We start from the raw sequence: 20938 nt of genomic DNA on the forward strand, positions 1-20938 counted from the left end.
AGGATACCCGCCATCTTTTCCCAGTCTTGTTATCGGAGTTGCCCATGAGTGCCGTCACTCGCGCAGCGGTGGAAGCCGTCCTCAGCCAATACACCGACCCTTACCTGAACCAGGATCCGGTCAGCGCCGGTTGCGTGCGCAACATCGAAATCACCGGCGATCGCGTCAGCGTACAGCTGGAAATCGGTTATGCCGCCGGTCTGTTCAAGAGCGGCTGGGCGCAATTGCTGCAACTGGCCATCGAAAACCTCGACGGCGTGGTGACTGCCAAGGTCGAGGTCAACAGCGTGATCGCCGCGCACAAGGCCCAGGCGCAGATTCCGGGGCTGGCCAATGTCAAGAACGTGGTCGCCGTGGCATCGGGCAAGGGCGGGGTGGGCAAATCCACCACCGCCGCCAACCTGGCACTGGCGCTGGCCCGTGAGGGCGCGAAGGTCGGGATTCTCGACGCCGATATCTACGGCCCGAGCCAGGGCATCATGTTCGGCATTCCCGAGGGCACCCGCCCGCAGGTCAAGGATCAGAAATGGTTCGTGCCGCTGCAGGCCCACGGTGTGGAAGTGATGTCGATGGCGTTCCTGACCGACGACAACACGCCGATGGTCTGGCGCGGGCCGATGGTCTCCGGCGCGCTGCTGCAACTGGTCACGCAAACCGCCTGGGGCGACCTGGATTATCTGGTGATCGACATGCCGCCAGGCACCGGCGACATCCAGCTGACCCTGGCGCAGAAAGTCCCGGTGGCCGGTGCCGTGATCGTCACCACGCCGCAGGATCTGGCGCTGCTCGATGCGCGTAAAGGCGTGGAGATGTTCCGCAAGGTCAACATTCCGGTGCTGGGCGTGGTGGAAAACATGGCCGTGCACATCTGCTCGAACTGCGGTCATGCCGAGCATCTGTTCGGTGAGGGCGGTGGCGAGAAGCTGGCGACCCAGTTCGGCGTCGAGCTGCTGGCTTCATTGCCGCTGTCGATGCTGATCCGCGAACAGGCCGATGGCGGCAAGCCGACGGTGATTTCCGAGCCGGACAGCCAGATCGCCATGGTCTATCAGGAACTGGCCCGCCACGTCGGCGCGCGGATCGTGTTGCAGGAAGCGGCTTCGCCGGCGATGCCGAACATCACCATCAGCGACGACTAAGATCCAGAAACTGTGGGAGCCAGCCTGCTGGCGATAGCGGATTCACATTCAACAGAAGTGTTGAAGGAAACACCGCAATCGCCAGCAGGCTGGCTCCCACATTGTTTTTTGGCGGGTCTTAGATGCGCAACCCGCCGTCCATCTCCAGAATCCGGCCGGTGTAGTAGTCGTTCTCGAAGATGTACGCCGCCGAATGGGCGATCTCTTCCGGCTTGCCCATGCGCTTGAGCGGAATGCCCGAAGTCATTTTCTCCAGCGCTTCCGGTTTCATGCCCAGGGTCATCTCGGTTTCGATGAAGCCCGGCGCGATGCCGGCCACACGAATGCCGTAGCGTGCCAGTTCCTTGGCCCAGGTCACGGTCGCCGCAGCGACGCCGGCCTTGGCGGCGGAGTAGTTGGTCTGGCCGACGTTGCCCGCGCGGGAGATCGACGAGATGTTGATGATCGCGCCGCTGTTCTTCAGCTCGACCATTTTCGCCGCCACTTCACGGGTGCAGAGGAACACGCCGGTCAGGTTGACGTCGATCACCGCCTGCCACTGGGCCAGGCTCATCTTGGTCATCTCGCCGTCCTTGACCTTGAGTAGCAGGCCGTCGCGCAGGATCCCGGCGTTGTTGATCAGGCCGTGGATCGCGCCGAAGTCTTCGGCGACCTGGGCAACCATGTGCGTCACCTGCTCTTCGTTGGCGACGTTGCACAGATAGCTGCGCGCCTCGACACCCTTGGCCATGCAGGCCGCGACCGCGTCGTCGAGTTTTTCCTGGTTCAGGTCGACCAGCGCCAGCTTCGCGCCCTTGCCCGCGAAATACTCGGCCATCGAGCGGCCCAAGCCTTGGCAACCGCCAGTGATAATGATTACTTTGTCGTTGAGTTGCATTCGCATGCCCCCGAGAGCAGGTCAGAGTGGTCCTTACAGGTAGCCTCTCGATCTGCACCGGCCAGCAGCCTGTTGCACATGAGAACTGCCCGATGGCGAGTGGGACAAAACCCATGCGCCTGTCCGTTTTGTCGACGGATTCTATTTAAGGAGTCATAAATTGAGCGTTGAAGCGGCTAAGAATGCCCGAGAATTGCTTCTCAAGGAATACCGTGGCGTGCTGTCGACCCACTCCAGATCGATGCCCGGTTTTCCGTTCGGCTCCGTGGTTCCCTACTGCCTTGACGACCAGGGCCGGCCGCTGATCCTGATCAGCCGCATCGCCCAGCACACTCACAATCTGCAGAAAGATCCAAAATGTTCGCTGCTGGTGGGCGAGCGCGAGGCTGACGATGTGCAAGCCGTTGGTCGCCTGACCTATCTGGCCGAGGCGGAAAAACTCGAAGACGCTGCCGCCATCGAAGCCGCCGCCGAGCGCTACTACCGTTATTTCCCCGATTCGCAGAATTACCACAAGGCCCACGATTTCGATTTCTGGGTGCTGAAACCCGTGCGCCATCGCTACATCGGCGGCTTCGGTGCGATCCATTGGGTCGACCAACTGACCCTGGCCAACCCGTTCGCCGGCAAGGCCGAAATCAGCATGGTCGAGCACATGAACAGCGACCACGCCAAGGCCATCGCGCATTACGTGGACCTCGCCGGTCTGCCGAAAACCGTACCGGCGCAACTGGCCGGGATCGACACCGAAGGCATGCACCTGCGCATCGGTCAGGCGCTGTACTGGCTGCCGTTTCAAGCGCCCTGTCATACGCCGATACAAGTGCGCGAGGCCTTGGTTTCTCTGGCTCACGCCGAGGTCTGGCCAAAAAATGCGCTGGCCGACGCTTGAATTCACGAAAGGGCGACGTCATCTAAGGCTTACTGCAAGGCATTTCTTGCGTTGAGGAAACTTTGATGCGCCCTTTTTTGTTGCTCTTTCTGCTGTTCCCGGTGTTGGAGCTGTTCGTATTCGTCAAAGTGGCAGGGGCTATCGGGTTTTTCCCGGCCCTGCTGCTGATCATTCTCGGCTCGATGTTCGGCGTGTTCGTGCTGCGCATCGCCGGGTTGGCCACCGCACTGCGTGCCCGTGAAAGCCTGAACCGCGGCGAACTGCCTGCGCAGACCATGCTCGAAGGCCTGATGCTGGCCCTGGCCGGTGGTCTGTTGATCCTGCCTGGCTTCATCAGCGACGTAATCGGTCTGGTACTGCTGTTGCCGTTCAGTCGTCGGCTGGTCGCCAACAAGATGCGCCAGCGCGCTGAAGAGCAGGCGATGCGCCAGCGAGCGTTCGCCGATGACCTGCAACCTCGCGGCGGTCCTGCACCGCGCCAGCCTCTTGGCCGCGAAGGCGATGTGATCGAAGGCGAGTTCGAACACCGCGACAGCAAGTAAATTCCGCATCGACACGGCACCTTCGGGTGCCGTGTTCGTTTATGGCACGAATTCATGCAGCCGCATGAAAATTTTTTGTCTCCAGCCCTTGTAATAAGCTTATGCGCCCTTATGTATCGGTCACCGCAAGGTTCCGGCATATGAGTCGGACAGACTTTCGCGGCTCGCTCGACGAGCCGCAACCGGCGCAGGCCGGATTCGTTAAACCCGCCGGGACTACACCGGCCGATGAAAACCACAATTAGGAGAGATCGACAATGAAGCTTCGTCCTCTGCATGACCGCGTCGTCATCCGTCGCAGCGAAGAAGAAAAGAAAACCGCTGGCGGTATCGTCCTGCCAGGTTCGGCTGCTGAAAAGGCCAACCACGGTGTGATCGTCGCTGCAGGTCCAGGCAAGACTCTGGAAAACGGTGAAGTGCGTGCGCTGGCCGTTAAAGTCGGCGACAAGGTTGTGTTCGGTCCTTACTCCGGCAGCAACACTGTGAAAGTCGACGGCGAAGACCTGCTGGTAATGGCTGAGAACGAGATTCTCGCTGTACTGGAAGGCTGATACCCCGCTCATTTTCCCGCTACTACAAAGTATTTAAGGAATATCGATCATGGCTGCTAAAGAAGTTAAGTTCGGCGATGCCGCTCGCTCCAAGATGCTCAAAGGCGTCAACGTTCTGGCTGACGCGGTAAAAGCGACCCTGGGCCCGAAAGGCCGTAACGTGATCCTCGAGAAGAGCTTCGGCGCTCCGACCATCACCAAGGACGGCGTTTCCGTCGCCAAGGAAATCGAACTCGAAGATCGCTTCGAAAACATGGGCGCGCAGCTGGTCAAAGACGTTGCCTCCCGTGCCAACGATGACGCCGGTGACGGTACTACCACCGCTACCGTTCTGGCTCAGTCGATCGTCAACGAAGGCCTGAAAGCCGTCGCTGCCGGCATGAACCCGATGGACCTGAAGCGCGGTATCGACAAAGCGACCATCGCGATCGTCAAAGAACTGAAAGCCCTGTCCAAGCCATGCGCTGACACCAAGGCCATCGCTCAGGTCGGCACCATCTCCGCCAACTCCGACAACTCCATCGGCGACATCATTGCCGAAGCCATGGAGAAAGTCGGTAAAGAAGGCGTGATCACCGTTGAGGAAGGCTCGGGCCTGGAAAACGAACTGTCGGTTGTAGAAGGCATGCAGTTCGACCGTGGCTACCTGTCCCCGTACTTCGTCAACAAGCCGGACACCATGGTCGCCGAGCTCGACGGCCCGCTGATCCTGCTGGTCGACAAGAAGATCTCGAACATCCGCGAAATGCTGCCAGTGCTGGAAGCCGTAGCCAAAGCCGGCCGTCCACTGCTGATCGTGGCCGAAGACGTTGAAGGCGAAGCCTTGGCGACTCTGGTTGTGAACAACATGCGTGGCATCGTTAAAGTCGCAGCCGTCAAGGCTCCAGGCTTCGGCGACCGTCGCAAGGCCATGCTGCAGGACATCGCCGTTCTGACCGGCGGTACCGTGATCTCCGAAGAGATCGGCCTGAGCCTGGAAAGCACCACCCTGGAACACTTGGGCAACGCCAAGCGCGTCACCCTGTCCAAGGAAAACACCATCATCGTCGACGGTGCTGGCGTTCAAGGCGACATCGAAGCCCGCATCGCTCAGATCCGTGCCCAGGTTGCCGAGACTTCCTCGGACTACGACCGTGAAAAACTGCAAGAGCGTCTGGCCAAGCTGTCCGGCGGCGTTGCAGTGATCAAGGTTGGTGCTGGTTCCGAAGTCGAAATGAAAGAGAAGAAAGCCCGCGTTGAAGACGCCCTGCACGCAACTCGTGCAGCCGTTGAAGAAGGCGTGGTACCTGGCGGTGGCGTTGCGCTGATCCGCGCTCTGGAAGCCCTGACCGAACTGACCGGCGACAACGCTGACCAGAACGTCGGTATCGCTGTGCTGCGTCGCGCTGTTGAAGCGCCGCTGCGTCAGATCGCTGCCAACTCCGGTGACGAGCCAAGCGTAGTCGTCAACGAAGTCAAGAACGGCAAAGGTAACTTCGGTTACAACGCTGCTTCCGGCGAATACGGCGACATGATCGAAATGGGCATCCTGGACCCAACCAAGGTCACCCGTTCGGCTCTGCAAGCTGCAGCCTCCATCGGCGGTCTGATCCTGACCACCGAAGCAGCTGTTGCTGACGCACCGAAGAAAGAAGGTGCAGCTGGCGGCGGTATGCCAGACATGGGCGGCATGGGTGGCATGGGCGGCATGATGTAAGCCAGCCTTACCCCTGTAACGAAAAACCCCGTCTGCGTGAGCAGACGGGGTTTTTTATTGCCCGCGTTCCAGGATTCAGGCGTTGACCGGCCGGGCCTGTGTTGCTGTTTCAGCCTTTACTGCCGGTCGATACAGAATCCAGTAATACGACCCCAGACAGATCAGCCAGCAGAAGATCGCCGTCCACACGTTGTGGGAAAAGAAGTGCGCGCCCTGCATCATCCGGCTGATCGAAAACACCGAACCCAGTGCGAAGGCAAAGATGAATGCCTGGCGTGCCAACCGTGGGCGACGATCACGCAGCACGAAGAACAGCGCAAACAACGTAAAACCGGTGGCCGCATGACCGCCGGGCCAGCAACGACCGGGCTTGTCGGTCGGCGGGCGATGCTCCAGCAGTTTGCTGTAGGTTTCGTGGCCGCCGAATTGTTCGAGACTCCAAGGGCATTGCACCGCTGTCACCGCTTTCACCGGCGTGACGAAAGAGGTGGCCAGACCCAGCGACAACACCAGGCAGCCCAGCTCACGCTTGAACGGTTTGAGCCGCTCGATGAAAAACGCGCCGATGAACCCGAGGATGGCAAACACCGAAAAGGCGATCACCACTTGTTTGGCGCGGTCGTGGAGGATGTTTTCCAGGAAGTAGCTGTGGCGGCCAATGAAGTCACCGGCAGCCGGGTCATAGAAAAGCCGGGCTAGATCCATGTCCAGATCGGTCAGCTCCAGCAACACCAGAATGACGGCCGCCACGGCGGGAATCCCCAGGCACAACCAGAAATTCAGTGGGCGAGGGGCAGGGCGTACAACGCTTGATGACATGACATATCCAGAGCGGGAAACGCCCCGGGGCATCAGCCCGGGGCGCTTCGATTAACGTTCGCTGACTTGCTCGGCACCCTCCTTGGGCGCTTTCCAGCCAAGTAGCTGTTGCTTGAAGCCATAACTGGCCGTTTGGTAATAGGTGATGGCGCGGCTGATCAGCGGGTCGTCGCTGCCGGCCCTGGACTCGCGACTTTCGGTCAGCGCATCGTCATGCCGGCGCAGGCCCTGGCGCGGGCTGAGGATCGCCAGATCCTTCCCATCGAACAGTCCCAGATGTTGATAGTTGCCGACCACGACTCGCGGTGGCAGCGGGTTGTCCTGCAGCAGGTTGCGACCGAAGAACGTCGATTGGTAATCCAGGTTCAGCAACCCCAGCAGGGTTGGCGCTAGATCGATCTGGCTGGCCAGTTGCGCGTTTTCCCGTGGTTCGATCAGCTTCGGTGCATAGATGAACAGCGGGATCTGGTAGTTGCTGATCGGCAAGTCTTCCTTGCCCGCGCTGCCGGCGGTGTGATCGGCTACAAAGATGAAGATCGTATTGTCGAACCACGGTTTCTGTCGCGCCTGCTCCAGGAACTGGCCGATGGCGTAGTCGGTGTATTTCACCGCGCCATCGCGACCGTTGCCGGACTTGATGTCGATCCGATTGTCCGGATAGGTGTAAGGGCGGTGGTTGGAGGTGGTCATCAGTTGCAACAGGAAAGGCTGCTGCCTGGCGTAATCGGCATCGGCCAGCTTCAGGGTCTGCTTGTACAGATCCTCGTCGGCCATGCCCCAGGCATTCTTGAAGTGAATTTCCGATTCATCGACGCTGCTCTGATCGACCACGCGGTAGCCGTTGCCGCTGAAGAACGCGTTCATGTTGTCGAAATAGCCGCGTCCGCCGTAGACGAACACGCTGTCGTAGCCGACGGCGCTGAGTTGCTGGCCGAGGCTGGCGAAGCCGCTTTCGCGGCCGATGCGCTTGACGATTGAACGGCCCGGCGTCGGCGGAATGGCCAGAGTGATGGCTTCCAGGCCGCGATCGGTGCGGGTGCCGGTGGCGTAGAAATTGTTGAAGTACAGACTCTGCTTGCGCAAGGCATCCAGATTCGGTGTCAGGTTGCGCTCATCGCCATTGCTGCCCAGATACTTGGCACTGAGGCTTTCGATGGTGACCAGTACGATGTTCGGTTTACGCTCGGTGCCCGGATTGTCGATCACCCGGCGGATGTCCTGTGGATCCTGGCCGATGAAGCGCGCGTTGGGTTCGCTCAATTCAGCACGTATCTGGCCGGCGACTTTTTCCGGTGACAGACTGCTGTAGAACTGGCCATAGTCCAGTTCGTTGTTACGGAACGCGGCGAAGAATTGATACGGGCCATTGCTCGCCAGTTCATTCTGATAGGCATTGCCGCCCTGAGCGCGCGGCGAGTCCTGACTGAGCAGTTGCAGGCTCAGTCCCGCGACGACCAACAGGCCGAGGGCATTGAACAGGCGACCGCGCAGTGGCGGCAGCGGGGTGTCCAGCGCCGCGTTGAAAGGTTTGCGCAACGCGAAACTCAATGCGACGGCGAGCAGCGCAAGGATGCTCAGCAACATGCCGATGGGATACGACTCCAGCACGTTGTTCAGGACTTCATCGGAATACACCAGATAGTCGACGGCGATGAAATTGAAGCGCACGCCGAACTCGTCCCAGAACAGCCATTCGGCCACTGAGGTGAACAGCATGGCGAACAGACTGATGGTCAGCAGTCCTTGAAGGAACCAGCGATGACCGCGCCGACGCCACAGGGCCGGCGGACACAGCAACAGGTACAGCCCCATCGGCAGCGCGGCATAGGCGAGGAAGCCCAAGTCATACAACAAACCAATGCCGAACATGGAAAGTGCTACGCCGCCGGCCTCATCCAGGTGAGTCAGCAACAACACGGTTCGGGTCAGGAGAAACACCACCAGCCAGGCGCCGGTGACCAGCAGCAGAAAGCGCATGGGCGCCGTCTTGAAGAAGTCCATTGTCTACATTCCTTATATCTAATGGCGCGAGAGTTTCACTGGGTCACTGTAGTCAGGTTGTGAACCGATAGTGAAAAACTTGTTAACGAATGAATTTGGTTGAAAGACTGGATTTGTGCTGCTTGCCGCCCTAGCCGTGAGTCGGCGATGGCCGTAAGCTGCGCGGGCCAAGACGGCCGCTACCGTGTACGGAGGAGGTGCCCATGCGAATTCTATTGGTCGAAGACAACCGCGATATCCTGGCCAATCTGGCCGATTACCTGGGGCTCAAAGGCTACACCGTCGACTGCGCCCAGGACGGTCTGTCGGGCCTGCATCTGGCCGCCACCGAGCATTACGACCTGATCGTGCTCGACATCATGCTGCCGGGCATCGACGGCTACACCCTGTGCAAGCGCTTGCGCGAAGACGCCCGTCGCGATACGCCGGTGATCATGCTCACCGCCCGGGATCAACTCGATGACCGTTTGCAGGGCTTCAAGTCCGGGGCCGACGATTATCTGGTCAAGCCGTTTGCGCTGTCGGAACTGGCGGCCCGGGTCGAAGCCGTGATGCGCCGCACCCAGGGCGGCGGCCGTCGTGCCCTGCAGGTCGGTGATCTGAGCTACGACCTCGATACCCTCGAGGTGACCCGCGAAGGCAAATTGCTCAAGCTCAACCCGGTCGGCCTCAAACTGCTGGCGGTGCTGATGCAAAAGAGCCCGCATGTCCTGCGCCGGGAAATTCTCGAAGAAGCGCTGTGGGGCGATGACTGCCCGGACAGCGACAGCCTGCGCAGCCACGTCCACCAATTGCGTCAGGTAATCGACAAACCGTTCGCCAAGCCATTGCTGCACACCGTGCATGGCGTGGGCTATCGCCTGGCCGAGGGCCGCGATGGAGTTTAAGCAAAGCCTTGCCCAGCGGATCATCATCGCCTTTGCGCTGATGAGCGCGCTGGTAGCCGGGGCGTTCGCCATGGGCATCGTCGCGACCGTGCACCTGGTCGAGGAAAAACTGATTTCCGCCGGGCTGGGGGGCGACCTGCAACGCCTGCTGTTGATGGACAACGTCTCGGACTGGAGCCATCGACCAGAACCGGATCAGTTGTTTTATTTCAGTGGCGGGCCGGGCGATTTCGAGCTGCCCAAGGACCTGCGACACCTGGATTCAGGTTTCCATGAAGTCTTTCGCGAGCAGCTGTCGTATCACGCAATGGTCGAGATCGTTGATGGTCGGCGTTATGTGCTGCTGCAGGATCAAAGCGATTTTGAAGAGCGTGAGCGAGTGCTGTTCGCCGTGGTGCTGGTGGGCTTCGTGCTCAGTCTGGCGCTGGCAGTGTTCCTTGGCTGGGTGCTGGCCCGCAAGGTGATGGCCCCGGTGGTGCGGCTGGCCCGCCAGGTACGTCATCGCGATCAGTTGCTCGGACTGGCGCCTCCCCTGGCGCCGGACTACGCGGCGGACGAGGTGGGCGAGCTTGCGGTGGCGTTCGATGCGACCCTTGGACGATTGCGACAGGCGCTGACGCGGGAGCGACTGTTCACCAGCGACGTCAGCCACGAATTGCGTACACCGCTGATGGTGTTGGCCAGCTCCTGTGAACTGCTGCTGGAAAACCCGGGTATCGATCAGCGCGGCAAGGCTCAGGTTCAGCGCATTGCGCGGGCCAGTGAGGAAATGCGTGAACTGGTGCAGACCTTCCTGATGCTGGCACGGGCCCAGCGTGAAGATGCAGGCGCAGCCCCTCAGCAAAACCTGTCGCAGGTGGCCGACAGCTTGCTGTGCCTGTGGCGCGAACCCATCGAATCCAAGGGTTTGCAGCTGATTTTCGAGCCGGGAAATCCGCCCGACACCCGTTATAACGCGACGTTGCTCAATGCCGTGATGGGCAACTTGTTGCGTAACGCCTTGCACTACACCGAACAGGGATTCATTCGCTTGACCCTCAATGCCAACGGATTCGTGGTCGAGGATTCGGGCGTGGGCATTCCCGAGGAAAAGCGCGAAGCCATGTTCCAGCCTTTCGTGCGCGGCAACGAAAAGCGCGGCGAGGGCCTTGGTTTGGGCCTCTCACTGGTTCAACGCATTTGCGAGAACCAGGGCTGGAGTGTCACTTTGAGCACGATGGAACCCAATGGCTGCCGTTTCGAGGTGGATCTGGGCAAGCGCTAAGAGCGTTGCATCTGACGCGAGAGTGCCTCCAATCTGTCTAAATCCTGTATAACCTTGAAATAGTTTGCCGATTTACATGACGTTTTTTTCACAAAGGGATGACCTGACGCTGACACGCCGCTGCTTAAGGTGGCGTCATCAGTAATTCAGGAGTTCTGGTGATGGCCGGCCCGATCAAGCTCGATTTTTCCGAAAAGTACGACGACAAGCATGCGCAGAAGTACCTGCGTAAACATCAGGACGGTTTGGGGCGTCGTTTGTCCAATTGGCGAGATCAGCAGTTGGCCCGCAAGGCATTGACCCTTGTTGGCGAGCCGGGCCTGGTGCTGGACCTGCCCTGCGGCGCAGGACGTTTCTGGCCATTGCTGGCGGAAAAGCCCAACCGGGTGATCATCGGGGCGGACAACTCCGAGTCGATGATCAAGACCGCCATGCAGGCACAACCGGCGGATGTGGTGAAACGGGTACAACCCTTGCACACGTCTGCGTTCGACATTGCCTTGCCTGATAACGCCGTCGACAGCATTTTTTGCATGCGACTGCTGCATCACATCGGCGAAGCCGAGCACCGCCGGGCGATTCTGCGCGAGTTCGAGCGTGTCACCCGGGACAGCGTGATCATTTCGCTGTGGGTGGATGGCAATTTCAAGGCCTGGAAACGCAAGCGCGCCGAGCGCAAGCGTGGGCAGGAGGGTTACCAGAACCGGTTTGTGTTACCGGCAGCAACAGTTGAAAAGGAATTCGAAGAAGCAGGATTTCGGATCCAGGAACAACTGGACTTTATTCCGCTCTATGCCATGTGGCGAGTTTACGTATTACGCAAGAGGTAAGAGGATGGCAGTGCAATTTGCAGTAGAAGGGGAAGTCGCTCCTGAGGATCGCTTCGACTACTACTGGAACCAGCGTGGCGAGTGGGTCGAGGAACCCAATGTACGCCGTGGTGGCGAAAGTGGTGTGCAACGGGTCGTGGGGCGCGATGGCCAGCTGCTGTATGCCAAACGCCAGATCGGACATATTTATCGCAGTTGGCTGCACCCGTTCGGGCGGCCGACCGTGTTGCGCGAGCTGGATGCATTGACCGGGGTTTCCCGTCTCGGTGTCCGGGTGCCCGAAATCGTGTTCTGCGGTGCCCAGCCCGATCCGAAATTCAAATGGCGTGCGCTGTTGGTGACCAAGTCCCTCGATGGCTTTCAGGAGCTTGAACATTGGGAAGCCGGTGGCGGTCGCGAGCAATATGGCGAAGCAGTCTATGAGCGCGTGCTCAAGGACCTCGCCGAAAATCTGGCACGCATGCACAAGGGCCGTTGGCAGCACAGCTGCATCTACATCAAACACGTGTTTGTGCGGGTGACGGGCGAAGGTGAATCGGCGAAGGTCGAAGTCGCCCTGATCGATCTGGAAAAATGCCGTCAGCGTCTGACCGCTCATCGCGCGGCCGCCCATGACATGAAGCAACTGCGCCGCCACTCGTCGTTCAGCGCTACCGACTGGAAAAAACTCGTCTACTTTTATGAGACGGCGTTTGGCAGCGCTATCAAAGGTTTATAGCGATGAAACTAGAAATTGCACGAGGTTTGTTTCTGGTAGGAGCCTTGGCAGTTGCATCATTGGCGGTGGCGGCCTGGGAACAGCCACGCATGCAGGTCATTGGCGCATCGGCCAGTGATCCGCATTGCCCGATGCCACGGGTGGCGAAAGCTGCCGTGGCCACACAACCCGATCATGATCTGTTGCTGTTCATGTTCGGACTTTCTCAAGGGATGAGGCCGCAGAGTTGAATCGATTGAAATCTCTTTCACAAGAGCCAAAGGCCTCGTTGATGCGAGGCCTTTTTTATTGCGTCATTCCTTGGGGTCGGGTTTCGCCAGCACGGTGTAAACGCACGGCAGGACAAACAGCGTAAACAGCGTCCCGATCGACATGCCGGTTGCAATTACCGTCCCGATGTCGAAGCGGCTGACGGCACCGGCGCCGGTGGCCACGATCAGCGGCACCATGCCGAACACCATAGCCGCCGTGGTCATCAATACCGGGCGCAGACGAATCGCTGCCGCCTCTTCCACCGCCTCGCGAGGTGTCAGGCCTTTCTCCTTGCGTAACTGGTTGGCGAACTCGACGATCAGGATCCCGTGCTTGCTGATCAGCCCGATCAGCGTCACCAGCCCGACCTGGGTGTAGATGTTCATGCTCGACCAGCCGAGAAACAGCGGAATCAGCGCCCCGCAGATCGACAGCGGCACGGTCACCAGAATCACCAATGGATCGCGGAAGCTTTCGAACTGCGCCGCCAGCACCAGGAAAATGATCGCCAGGGCCAAGGCAAAAGTTACCCACAGCGCACTGCCTTCCTGGACGAACTGCCGCGATGCGCCGCCGTAATCGAAAGCAAAACCGGCCGGGGCTTCTTCCCGGGCGATCTGCAACACGCTGTCGATGGCTTCGCCCATGCTCACCAGCGGGAACCCGGACAGCTTGGCCGCGTTGAGTTGCTGGAACTGGTTGAGCTGTCGCGGTCGCGCACGGTCGGTCACGGTGATCAGGGTCGACAGCGGCAGCAGTTCGCCCTGGGGGTTTTTCACGTAGTAGTTGTTCAGCCAGTCCGGGTTGTCGCGGTAGGCCCGTTCGACCTGGGCGATGACCTTGTAGCTGCGGCCTTCGATGGTGAACCGGTTGATCTCGGCTTCGCCGAGCAAGGTCGCGAGGGTGCCGCCCAGATCCTGCATCGACACGCCCATCTGCGCAGCCTTGGCGCGGTCGATGTCGACCACGACTTCGGGTTTGTCGAAAGCAAGATCAAGGTCGACGAAGGCGAACTTGCCCGACTCCATGGCGCGCTTCTTGATCCGGTCGGCCACCTGCAGCAACAACTCGTAGTCATTGGCGGTGTTGATCACGAATTCGAACGGCAGACCTTCACCGGTGCCGGGCAGGGATGGCAGGTTGAAGCCGAAGATCTGCAGGCCCGGAATGCCCTCGAGTTTGCCTTGCACCTCGGGGAGGATTTCCATTTGCGTGCGGCTGCGCTCGTTCCAGGGCTTGAGCAGGAAGCCGCCGATGCCGCTCTGCACGCCGTTATAGCCGTTGATCTGGAACGATGAGTAGTACTCCGGGAACTCCTTGAAGATCTTGATGAATTCGTCGGTGTAGGTGTTCAGGTAGTCGAGGTTGGTCGGCTGCGGGGCGTTGGCCATCATGAAGATGATGCCCTGATCCTCGTCCGGCGCCAGTTCCGACTTGGTGAACTTGAGCAGCACCGGAATCAGGCACAGCACGATCACCGCAAACACCAGCACCACCGGCCGGGTATTGAGCGTGCCGTGCAGCATGCTCTGATAGCGCCGCTTGAGGCTGTCGAAAATCCGGTCGAGGCGGTGGGCCAGGCCCGTGGGGTTTTCATCGTGGCGCAGCAGCATGGCGCACATCATCGGCGACAGGGTCAGGGCGACGACGCCGGAAATCACCACCGCCCCGGCCAGGGTCAACGCAAACTCCTTGAACAGCGCCCCGGTCAGCCCGGTCAGGAAGCCGATCGGTGCGTAGACCGCCGCGAGGGTGATGGTCATCGACACCACCGGCATGGCGATTTCCCGGGCGCCTTCGAGTGCGGCCTCCAGTGGTGTCTTGCCTTCTTCGATGTGCCGGTGGATGTTTTCCACCACCACAATCGCGTCGTCCACCACCAGCCCGATGGCCAGCACCATCGCCAGCAGGGTCAGCAGGTTGATCGAGTAGCCCATCATCTGCATGAAGAACATCACGCCGATCATCGACAGCGGAATGGTCACCACCGGAATCACCACCGAACGCAGGGCACCGAGGAACAGGAACACCACCACGATCACGATCAGCACCGCCTCGAACAGGGTTTTCACCACTTCGTCGATGGAGGCCTGGATGAACAGCGTGGCGTCGTAGGCGATTTCGCTCTTGAGGTTGGGCGGCAACTGGGCTTCCAGCTCCGGCATGATCTTGCGTACTTCCTTGATCACTTCCAGCGGGTTGGCCCCGGGCGTGGCTTTGATCCCGATGTACACCGAGGGCGTGCCGCCGAACGAACTGATCGAGTTGTAGTTTTCCGCGCCCATCTCGACCCGTGCCACATCGCTGAGCAGCACCCGGCTGTCGCCGCTGACCTTGAGCGGAATCTTGCCGAAGGCTTCGGCGGACTTCAGTTCGGTGTTGGCGTTGATGCTGGTGACCACGTACTCGCCTTTCACTTCGCCGGCGGCGGAGAGGAAGTTGTACTGGCGCACCGCGTTGGTCACGTCGCTGGCACTGAGGCCGAAACCGGCGAGTTTCACCGGGTCGATCCACAGGCGCATGGCGAACACCTGGTTGCCGAGAATCTCCGCCTCGGCCATGCCCGGCAGGGTCGCCAGTTTCGGCTGGATCACCCGCGACAGGTAGTCGGTGATCTGCGGGTTGTTAAGCTCCTTGCTGAAGAAGCTGATGTACATCAGCGCCGAGGCGTCGGCGGCTTCCTTGCTCAGCACCGGATCTTCGGCGTCCTGAGGCAGCTTGTTCTTCACCTCGTTGGCCTTGGCCAGCAATTCGGTGAACAAACGGTCGCTGTTGGAGCCGATGCGCGCGTAGATCGAAATCACCGAGAAGTTCTGGCGACTGACCGAGGTCATGTAGTCGATGCCCTCGGCGCTGGCCAGGCTCTGTTGCATCGGCTGGGTGATGTAGCCCTGAATGGTTTCGGCGTTGGCCCCGGGGTACGCGGTGGTCACCGTGATCAGGGCGTTTTCCATTTGCGGGTACTGGCGCAGCGGCAGCTTGCTCCAGGCCTGAAAGCCCAGCAGCACAATCAGCAGGCTGACCACGGTGGCGAGCACCGGGCGGCGGATGAACGGATCGGTAAAAGCCATGGGGTTTCCTTGATCAGTCGGCGCGGGGCGGACTGTTCTGCTCGCCGAGGGTCTTGTCGTCGCTGATGGCAATGTGGGCGCCGTTGTCCAGTTTGATCTGGCCGGCCGTCACCACCTGTTCGCCGCTCTGCACGCCCTTGTTGATCATCACCTGGCCATCGCGGCGTTCGCCGGTCTCGACGAACCGACGCTCGGCGATCAGCACCGGTTGGCCCTTGTCGTCTTTCTCGACGGTGCCGTCTTCGGCTTTCTTCTGGGTGACCACGTACGTCGAGTTGCCGTAGAGGGTGTAGGTGATCGCGCTTTCCGGGACCACGATGTGTTTCTGCGGATCCGGCAGCAGCACCTCGATGCTGGTGAACATGCCCGGCAGCAACTTCCCATCGGGGTTGGCCAGGGTGGCGCGCACCAGAATGTTGCGGGTGGTGCTTTCGACGATCGGGTTGATGGCGCTGATGGCGCCGGTGAAATGCTGGCCGGGATACGCCGCGACCGTGATCTGTACCGGTTGACCGATAGCCAGTTTCGGCACCGATTGTTCGGGCACGTAGAAGTCGGCGTAGAGACTGCTCAGATCCTGCAGAGTGGCGATCTTGGTGCCGCTGGCGAGGTAGTCGCCGATGTCGACGAGGCGGATGCCGATGGTGCCGCTGAAGGGCGCGACGATGCGTTTTTTCGCCAGCGCCGCATTGAGTTGATTGACCGTGGCCTTGTTCTTTTGCAACTGCGCCGAGAGCCGGTCGAATTCGCCTTTGGAGATGGCGCTGCTGCCGACGAGCTGGCTGCCGCGACCGTAATCCAGCTGCGCGAGGCCGAGATCGGCCTTGGCGGTTTCGAGGAAGGCCGCTTCGACGGCGCTGTCCAGTTGCAGCAAGGGTTGGCCGGCCTTGACCTTCTGCCCCGATTCGAACTTCAGCTCGGTGACGGTGCCGGCGTTCTCCAGACTCAGGTCGACGCCTTGCAGCGCCTTCAGCGTGCCGACGGTGGGCAGACGCATCTGCCACGGGCGCTCGACGGCGGTGGCCACGGCGACGCTGATCGGCGGCTTCGGTTTGGAAAAGCCCTGGATCATCGTATAGATCGAGAAGGCCTTGTAACCGGCGAGAAGCAGAACGATCAGCAGTACAACACCCAACATGATCAGCATGCGGCGACGCAGCATATTTCCAGTTCCTTGGAGAAAATCAGGCGAGACAGGCGGGCACATTACCCCGAGTCCGGCAGGGATTCCAACTGCCAGTTTTTACCGGGTGTAAGGGAAGAAGGTGGAGAAAAGCGGTGCCGCCCCCCCCACCGAGAAACGCGGGGCCGCCGACCGACCGGGCGGCGGCGAATTTCAGGCCATCAGATGAAGATGGTTGTCCCAGAGCCCTGCGGGCAAATCCAGCGGTTTGGCCAGCAGATCGTCCTGACGGCAATCGTAGTAGCGGCAACGTCCCTGACCGGAGGTCACGACAAACCCGTCCTTCACCGCACCGACGCCGGCGCAGTCGGGCAACGGGGCGTCGAGGCGCACTTCGCCGCTGTCCAGATCCCAGATGAAGAAGCGGTTGCCGCGCGGTGCGGTCAATGCCACCAGACGCAGGTCGCTGTGCACGGCGACGCTGGCGGTGTAATGACCCATCGACTGCAACTGATGGTCCGGCACCGGGAACGCCACGAATGGCTGACCGGGACGTTTGATCGCCAGCAGCTCCGAACGCTCGTGGGAAGGCCCCATGAATTGCTGGCCGGCAACGATGGTGCCGTCGCTGGCGATTCCCAGGTGGCGCACGCTGTTCATCTGCTGGGCGAGGGTTTCCTTGCTCAGCAGAGTGCCGTCCCGTTGCATCAGCACCAGACTCGGTTCCATGGCGTCGAGGTTCATGTCGACCCGGCTTTCGGCCTCGGTGCGGATCCCGCCGTTGGCCACCACCAGGGTTTCACCGTCGGGCATCCACGACACCTGATGCGGGCCGAGACCGTGGGTGGAAAGCTCGCCGCTGTGCACCAGCCGTTCGCCTTCGAATTTGTACACCCCGAGCAGGCCACGGCCCGGATCGGTGGTGTCGTTTTCGGTGGCGTACAGGTAGTCACCGCTGTGGTGGATCACCGCGTGGCCGTAGAAATGCCGGTTCGGCTGCGACGTCACGGTTTGCAGCAATGCACCGTTGCGCAGGTCGATCAGGTAGCTCTCGGTGCCCGGCCGGCGAGCGACGAACAGCGCGATCGGCAGCGTCGGGTGATTGATGATGTCGTGGCAGCGCTGGCCGACTTCCGTGGCGAACACCTGGGTGCCGTCCAGCCGATAGCCGACGGCGTAATGCTTGCCGTCGGTGTCGTCCCGCGCCGACAGCAGCAGCGGGCTTTGGTCCTTGCGTTTGAACAGCGTCCAGCCGCCCAGTGTCACTGCTCCCAGCAGCAAACTACCTAAAGTCAGAGCCTGGCGTCGCAGCATGGCACGTGCCCTCATCAGTCACCGTCGTTGGCGTTGAAGCCCAGTTGGATGCCCAGCGCCTTGGCCAGCTCGCCTTCGTGCAGGCGGTGGACGACGTTGAGGCTGTCGTAGATATCGTTGAGCTGCTGGCGACCGGCGTCATCGTTGAGCATTTCGGTCAGCGAGCGCTGAGTGCTGCCGAACAGTTTGAGCGACGCCGCGTAGGCTGCATCGATCTTGTCCGCCAGCGGCTTTTGCTCAGCCGGCAGCAGGCCGCGCAGGCCTTTGTTGTCGACGCCTTCCCAGACGGTTTTGGCCGCTGCGAGGCTGGCTTCCAGCGCCTCCATGGACGACTGGCTGCGCCATGCGTCAGCCTGGAACGGCTGAGGCACGCCCTTACTCTGGCGACCCATCGGCGTGCCAAGTTTTTTCTTCAGGGTGTCGAGAGCGGTGACCTGTACCCGCAGCAGATCGGCGATCGCTTCGTGGGAGTCGGCGTAGCGCTGGTTGGGGAACTTGCTCATCTGCGCGAGCATGCCGTCGGTGTTGTTCCAGCTGCTGAGGATCTCTTCGGCCAGTTGTTTCTGACGCTCGCCGATGGCCACCAGCAGTGGGCAGTATTTGGCTTTCTGCGCGTCGTTGGCGACGTCAGGCTTGGCGTCGAACAGGATGTACTCGTAAGCGGACAGGCCCTGAACCACGACGCTGGACTTGGCCAGGGCAGCGGCGTCGATCTGTGGCTGCGCGGTGACCAGTTGCTCGACCTGACGGCCGACCAGGTTTTTCTTGTCCGGCCAGAACTGCACCTGCCACGAGCGATTGCCCTCGGCCAGCGGGCCGATCAGCAGCGGTTGCAACTCGGCCCAGGCTTTCTGCGCATGCAGGAAGTCGGCGCGGGCGGTGTCCAGCGACTCTTTGCCCTGGCAGTAGGCGAGGGCACTGACGGCCAGTTGCTTGTCGGCTTCGACCCAGCGGGTGTAGGTCGGCAGGATCACCGATTTGGCGATGGCCGCCGAGGTGACGGCTTGCGGATCCTGCGGCGAGCACGCGCCGAGGGCCAGTGCGGCAAGGCTGGTGAACAACAGCTTGGGACGGAACATGTCGGGCTCCCGATTCGTTCAAGTGTTTAAAGTGAGTTCAAGAACGCCAGCAGCGCGGCACGCTGCTCGGCGTTGAAAGACAAAACCTGTTGCTGCGCCGCTTTCGCTTCGCCGCCGTGCCAGAGCACGGCTTCGAGCAGGTTGCGGGCGCGGCCGTCATGCAGAAACTGGGTGTGGCCGCTGACCGTTTGCGTCAGGCCGATGCCCCACAGCGGCGGGGTGCGCCAGTCGCGGCCGGAGGCCTGGAATTCGGTACGGTTGTCCGCCAGGCCTTCGCCCATGTCATGGAGCAGCAGATCGCTGTACGGACGAATCACTTGATGGGCCAGTTCAGGTTCGGCTGCGTTGGCGGCGGTGGTGTATTTCGGCGTGTGACAGGACTGGCAACCCGCCTGGAAAAACAGATTCTTGCCGGCCAGCACTTGCGCATCGTTGACGCCACGGCGGGCGGGAACGGCGAGGTTACGGCTGTAGAACAGCACCAGACGCAGGATGTTGTCGCTGACTTCCGGTTCGCCGTCCGGGCCGTTGCCGTTCGGCACCTGTTTGCAGGCGGTTTGCGCGTCGGTGCAGTCATCAAACGGTCTCAGGCTGGTGGTCAGGCCCATATCACCCGAAAACGCGTGAACATTTTGTTGATTGAGGTTTGGTTGGCCGGCTTTCCAGCCAAATCGCCCCATGACAGTCTTTTGCTGCGCGTCATCCCAGACCCGGTTTGGCCGGCCGTTGATGCCGTTGTTCTCTTTGGCCTGCGCGGCGGCGTTGGCGAGGATCGCTTCTTCCGGGATCGCTTCCAGCAGACCCAGGCCGATCATCGGCGGCGCGACACGGGCCGAGAAACGTGTGTCCGGGTGCATCGGGCCGTAGCCGAGCTGGGTGATCTGCAGGACCGGTTTGCGCAACTCGACTTCGGTGCCATCCTTGAAACGGATCGGCACCGGTGTGTAATCGACCCGCACCTTGCCCTCCGGCGCGACGCCCGGCACGGCCATGTCCTGGAACTGGCCGCCGTAGACTGGCTCGGGCACCACTCCGACCTGCTCGATCAATTTGGCGTACTGCGGCGCATCGGGAATCGACAGACGCACCAGCATCGACACCGCGTTGGCCGCATCCGGCATCGGCGGATGGCCGCGGCCGTCCTTGATGTGGCAGTTCTGGCAGGCGTTGGTGTTGAACAGCGGGCCGAGGCCATCGCGGGCGGTGGTGGTCGACGGCGCGATCACCCACGGGCTGCGAAAGAAGCTGTTGCCGACGCTGAAGTCCACCCGGCGCGATGGCGGCAGATTGGCCGACGGCAGGGAAAACGCGTTCTGATCGCTCTTGCGCACGGTCGCCGCGCCGCCGGAACGGGCTTCACCCGGCTCGGCCTTGGTGAAACGCGGGGCGTCATCGCAGGCACTCAGGCCCAGGGCCAGAAACAGTGCGGACAAGCGAAGAGGCAGCGAGGGCATCAGACTTCCTGCAAGAGGGGCGAATTTAAAGGCGCAAAGTCTAACAGGGCGAGGGGGATTGAATAAGAGGAATTATCGTTTGCTTGATTTGCGACAGGGTTTTACCGGACCCCCAGCATAAGCAGCTCAGCATCCCGTCTTACATAAAAGGCACGAGGCGACAGCCGCTCACCGCTGGTGATGATGTCGGCTTGTTCTGGTCCTGGATGATGAGTCAGTTGGATCTCAGCTCGAAACGAGACAGGCTTGATTCGAACGCGGGGGGGGCAATGGCAAGCACCCCGTTGCGATGATTTAACGTCCCTGAGGCCACGGGTTTTGTCCTTGGATGACAAGGCTTTGCAGGTGCTCTGGATGAGCACGCTGAAAATCGGTTACAGGTTGAGGATCCGCTCCAGAGAGGCGAGCACTTCCTGAGTGATGCTGTTC

General features: G+C 60.8%; 18 protein-coding genes. 10 read left to right on the plus strand and 8 right to left on the minus strand.

Features of this window, described 5'->3' with window-relative positions; translation table 11 throughout:
- The first annotated feature begins 44 nt into the window (after nucleotides 1–44).
- Entirely contained in the window at nucleotides 45–1139 is a 1095-nt protein-coding gene (gene apbC, locus AC07Y2_RS24160) for an iron-sulfur cluster carrier protein ApbC (RefSeq protein ID WP_064383825.1), read from the plus strand.
- A 118-nt stretch (nucleotides 1140–1257) separates the two neighbouring features.
- On the opposite strand, the gene AC07Y2_RS24165 is transcribed toward apbC, so the two are convergent.
- A complete protein-coding gene (locus AC07Y2_RS24165) occupies nucleotides 1258–2016 on the minus strand; it encodes an SDR family oxidoreductase (protein WP_103387008.1) in 759 nt (252 codons plus the stop codon).
- A gap of 160 nt (nucleotides 2017–2176) precedes the next feature.
- Here AC07Y2_RS24165 and AC07Y2_RS24170 point away from each other — a divergent pair, with 160 nt between their 5' ends.
- The 4 genes from AC07Y2_RS24170 to groL all read left to right on the plus strand — a co-directional run bounded on the left by AC07Y2_RS24170 (nucleotide 2177) and on the right by groL (nucleotide 5697).
- Nucleotides 2177–2908, plus strand: a complete 732-nt coding sequence (locus tag AC07Y2_RS24170) for a HugZ family pyridoxamine 5'-phosphate oxidase (RefSeq protein ID WP_074688455.1) — start codon at nucleotides 2177–2179, stop codon at nucleotides 2906–2908.
- Between the two features lie 65 nt (nucleotides 2909–2973).
- Nucleotides 2974–3450 (plus strand): FxsA family protein, encoded by a 477-nt coding sequence (locus AC07Y2_RS24175; protein ID WP_103387007.1) that lies wholly within the window; start codon nucleotides 2974–2976, stop codon nucleotides 3448–3450.
- A 257-nt stretch (nucleotides 3451–3707) separates the two neighbouring features.
- Nucleotides 3708–4001 (plus strand): co-chaperone GroES, encoded by a 294-nt coding sequence (locus AC07Y2_RS24180; protein WP_003227685.1) that lies wholly within the window; start codon nucleotides 3708–3710, stop codon nucleotides 3999–4001.
- 49 nt (nucleotides 4002–4050) lie between these two features.
- Entirely contained in the window at nucleotides 4051–5697 is a 1647-nt protein-coding gene (gene groL / locus AC07Y2_RS24185) for a chaperonin GroEL (RefSeq protein ID WP_039765873.1), read from the plus strand.
- 75 nt (nucleotides 5698–5772) lie between these two features.
- On the opposite strand, the gene AC07Y2_RS24190 is transcribed toward groL, so the two are convergent.
- Complete coding sequence (locus tag AC07Y2_RS24190) at nucleotides 5773–6516, minus strand: phosphatase PAP2 family protein (RefSeq protein ID WP_103387006.1); 744 nt, start codon at nucleotides 6514–6516, stop codon at nucleotides 5773–5775.
- Nucleotides 6517–6567: 51 nt separating this feature from the next.
- Complete coding sequence (locus AC07Y2_RS24195; RefSeq protein ID WP_103387005.1) at nucleotides 6568–8517, minus strand: LTA synthase family protein; 1950 nt, start codon at nucleotides 8515–8517, stop codon at nucleotides 6568–6570.
- 203 nt (nucleotides 8518–8720) lie between these two features.
- On the opposite strand from AC07Y2_RS24195, the gene colR reads away from it, so the two are divergent.
- The 5 genes from colR to AC07Y2_RS24220 all read left to right on the plus strand — a co-directional run bounded on the left by colR (nucleotide 8721) and on the right by AC07Y2_RS24220 (nucleotide 12446).
- Nucleotides 8721–9404, plus strand: a complete 684-nt coding sequence (gene colR / locus AC07Y2_RS24200; RefSeq protein ID WP_007953224.1) for a two-component system response regulator ColR — start codon at nucleotides 8721–8723, stop codon at nucleotides 9402–9404.
- Entirely contained in the window at nucleotides 9394–10668 is a 1275-nt protein-coding gene (locus AC07Y2_RS24205; protein ID WP_039765878.1) for a sensor histidine kinase, read from the plus strand. The genes colR and AC07Y2_RS24205 overlap by 11 nt, the downstream gene beginning before the upstream one ends.
- Nucleotides 10669–10829: 161 nt before the next feature.
- Nucleotides 10830–11498 (plus strand): class I SAM-dependent methyltransferase, encoded by a 669-nt coding sequence (locus AC07Y2_RS24210; protein WP_039765880.1) that lies wholly within the window; start codon nucleotides 10830–10832, stop codon nucleotides 11496–11498.
- A 4-nt stretch (nucleotides 11499–11502) separates the two neighbouring features.
- Nucleotides 11503–12216 (plus strand): lipopolysaccharide kinase InaA family protein, encoded by a 714-nt coding sequence (locus tag AC07Y2_RS24215; RefSeq protein ID WP_103387004.1) that lies wholly within the window; start codon nucleotides 11503–11505, stop codon nucleotides 12214–12216.
- 2 nt (nucleotides 12217–12218) lie between these two features.
- Nucleotides 12219–12446: a hypothetical protein gene (locus AC07Y2_RS24220; RefSeq protein WP_011335717.1), complete on the plus strand. Its 228-nt coding sequence runs from the start codon at nucleotides 12219–12221 to the stop codon at nucleotides 12444–12446.
- 63 nt (nucleotides 12447–12509) lie between these two features.
- On the opposite strand, the gene AC07Y2_RS24225 is transcribed toward AC07Y2_RS24220, so the two are convergent.
- From AC07Y2_RS24225 to AC07Y2_RS24245, 5 genes are all read right to left on the minus strand, one after another.
- A complete protein-coding gene (locus AC07Y2_RS24225; RefSeq protein WP_103387003.1) occupies nucleotides 12510–15539 on the minus strand; it encodes a multidrug efflux RND transporter permease subunit in 3030 nt (1009 codons plus the stop codon).
- 13 nt (nucleotides 15540–15552) lie between these two features.
- The gene (locus AC07Y2_RS24230; protein WP_103387002.1) at nucleotides 15553–16701 is read right to left on the minus strand and encodes an efflux RND transporter periplasmic adaptor subunit; all 1149 of its coding nucleotides are present in this window, start codon (nucleotides 16699–16701) and stop codon (nucleotides 15553–15555) included.
- A gap of 174 nt (nucleotides 16702–16875) precedes the next feature.
- Entirely contained in the window at nucleotides 16876–17976 is a 1101-nt protein-coding gene (locus AC07Y2_RS24235; RefSeq protein ID WP_103387001.1) for a DUF1513 domain-containing protein, read from the minus strand.
- Between the two features lie 14 nt (nucleotides 17977–17990).
- Nucleotides 17991–19055, minus strand: coding sequence for an imelysin family protein (locus AC07Y2_RS24240; protein ID WP_074688445.1), 1065 nt, complete (start codon nucleotides 19053–19055; stop codon nucleotides 17991–17993).
- A gap of 26 nt (nucleotides 19056–19081) precedes the next feature.
- Nucleotides 19082–20509, minus strand: a complete 1428-nt coding sequence (locus AC07Y2_RS24245) for a di-heme oxidoreductase family protein (RefSeq protein WP_103387000.1) — start codon at nucleotides 20507–20509, stop codon at nucleotides 19082–19084.
- Nucleotides 20510–20938: the final 429 nt, after the last annotated feature.

The organism is Pseudomonas sp. GW456-12-1-14-TSB6 (assembly GCF_059424205.1).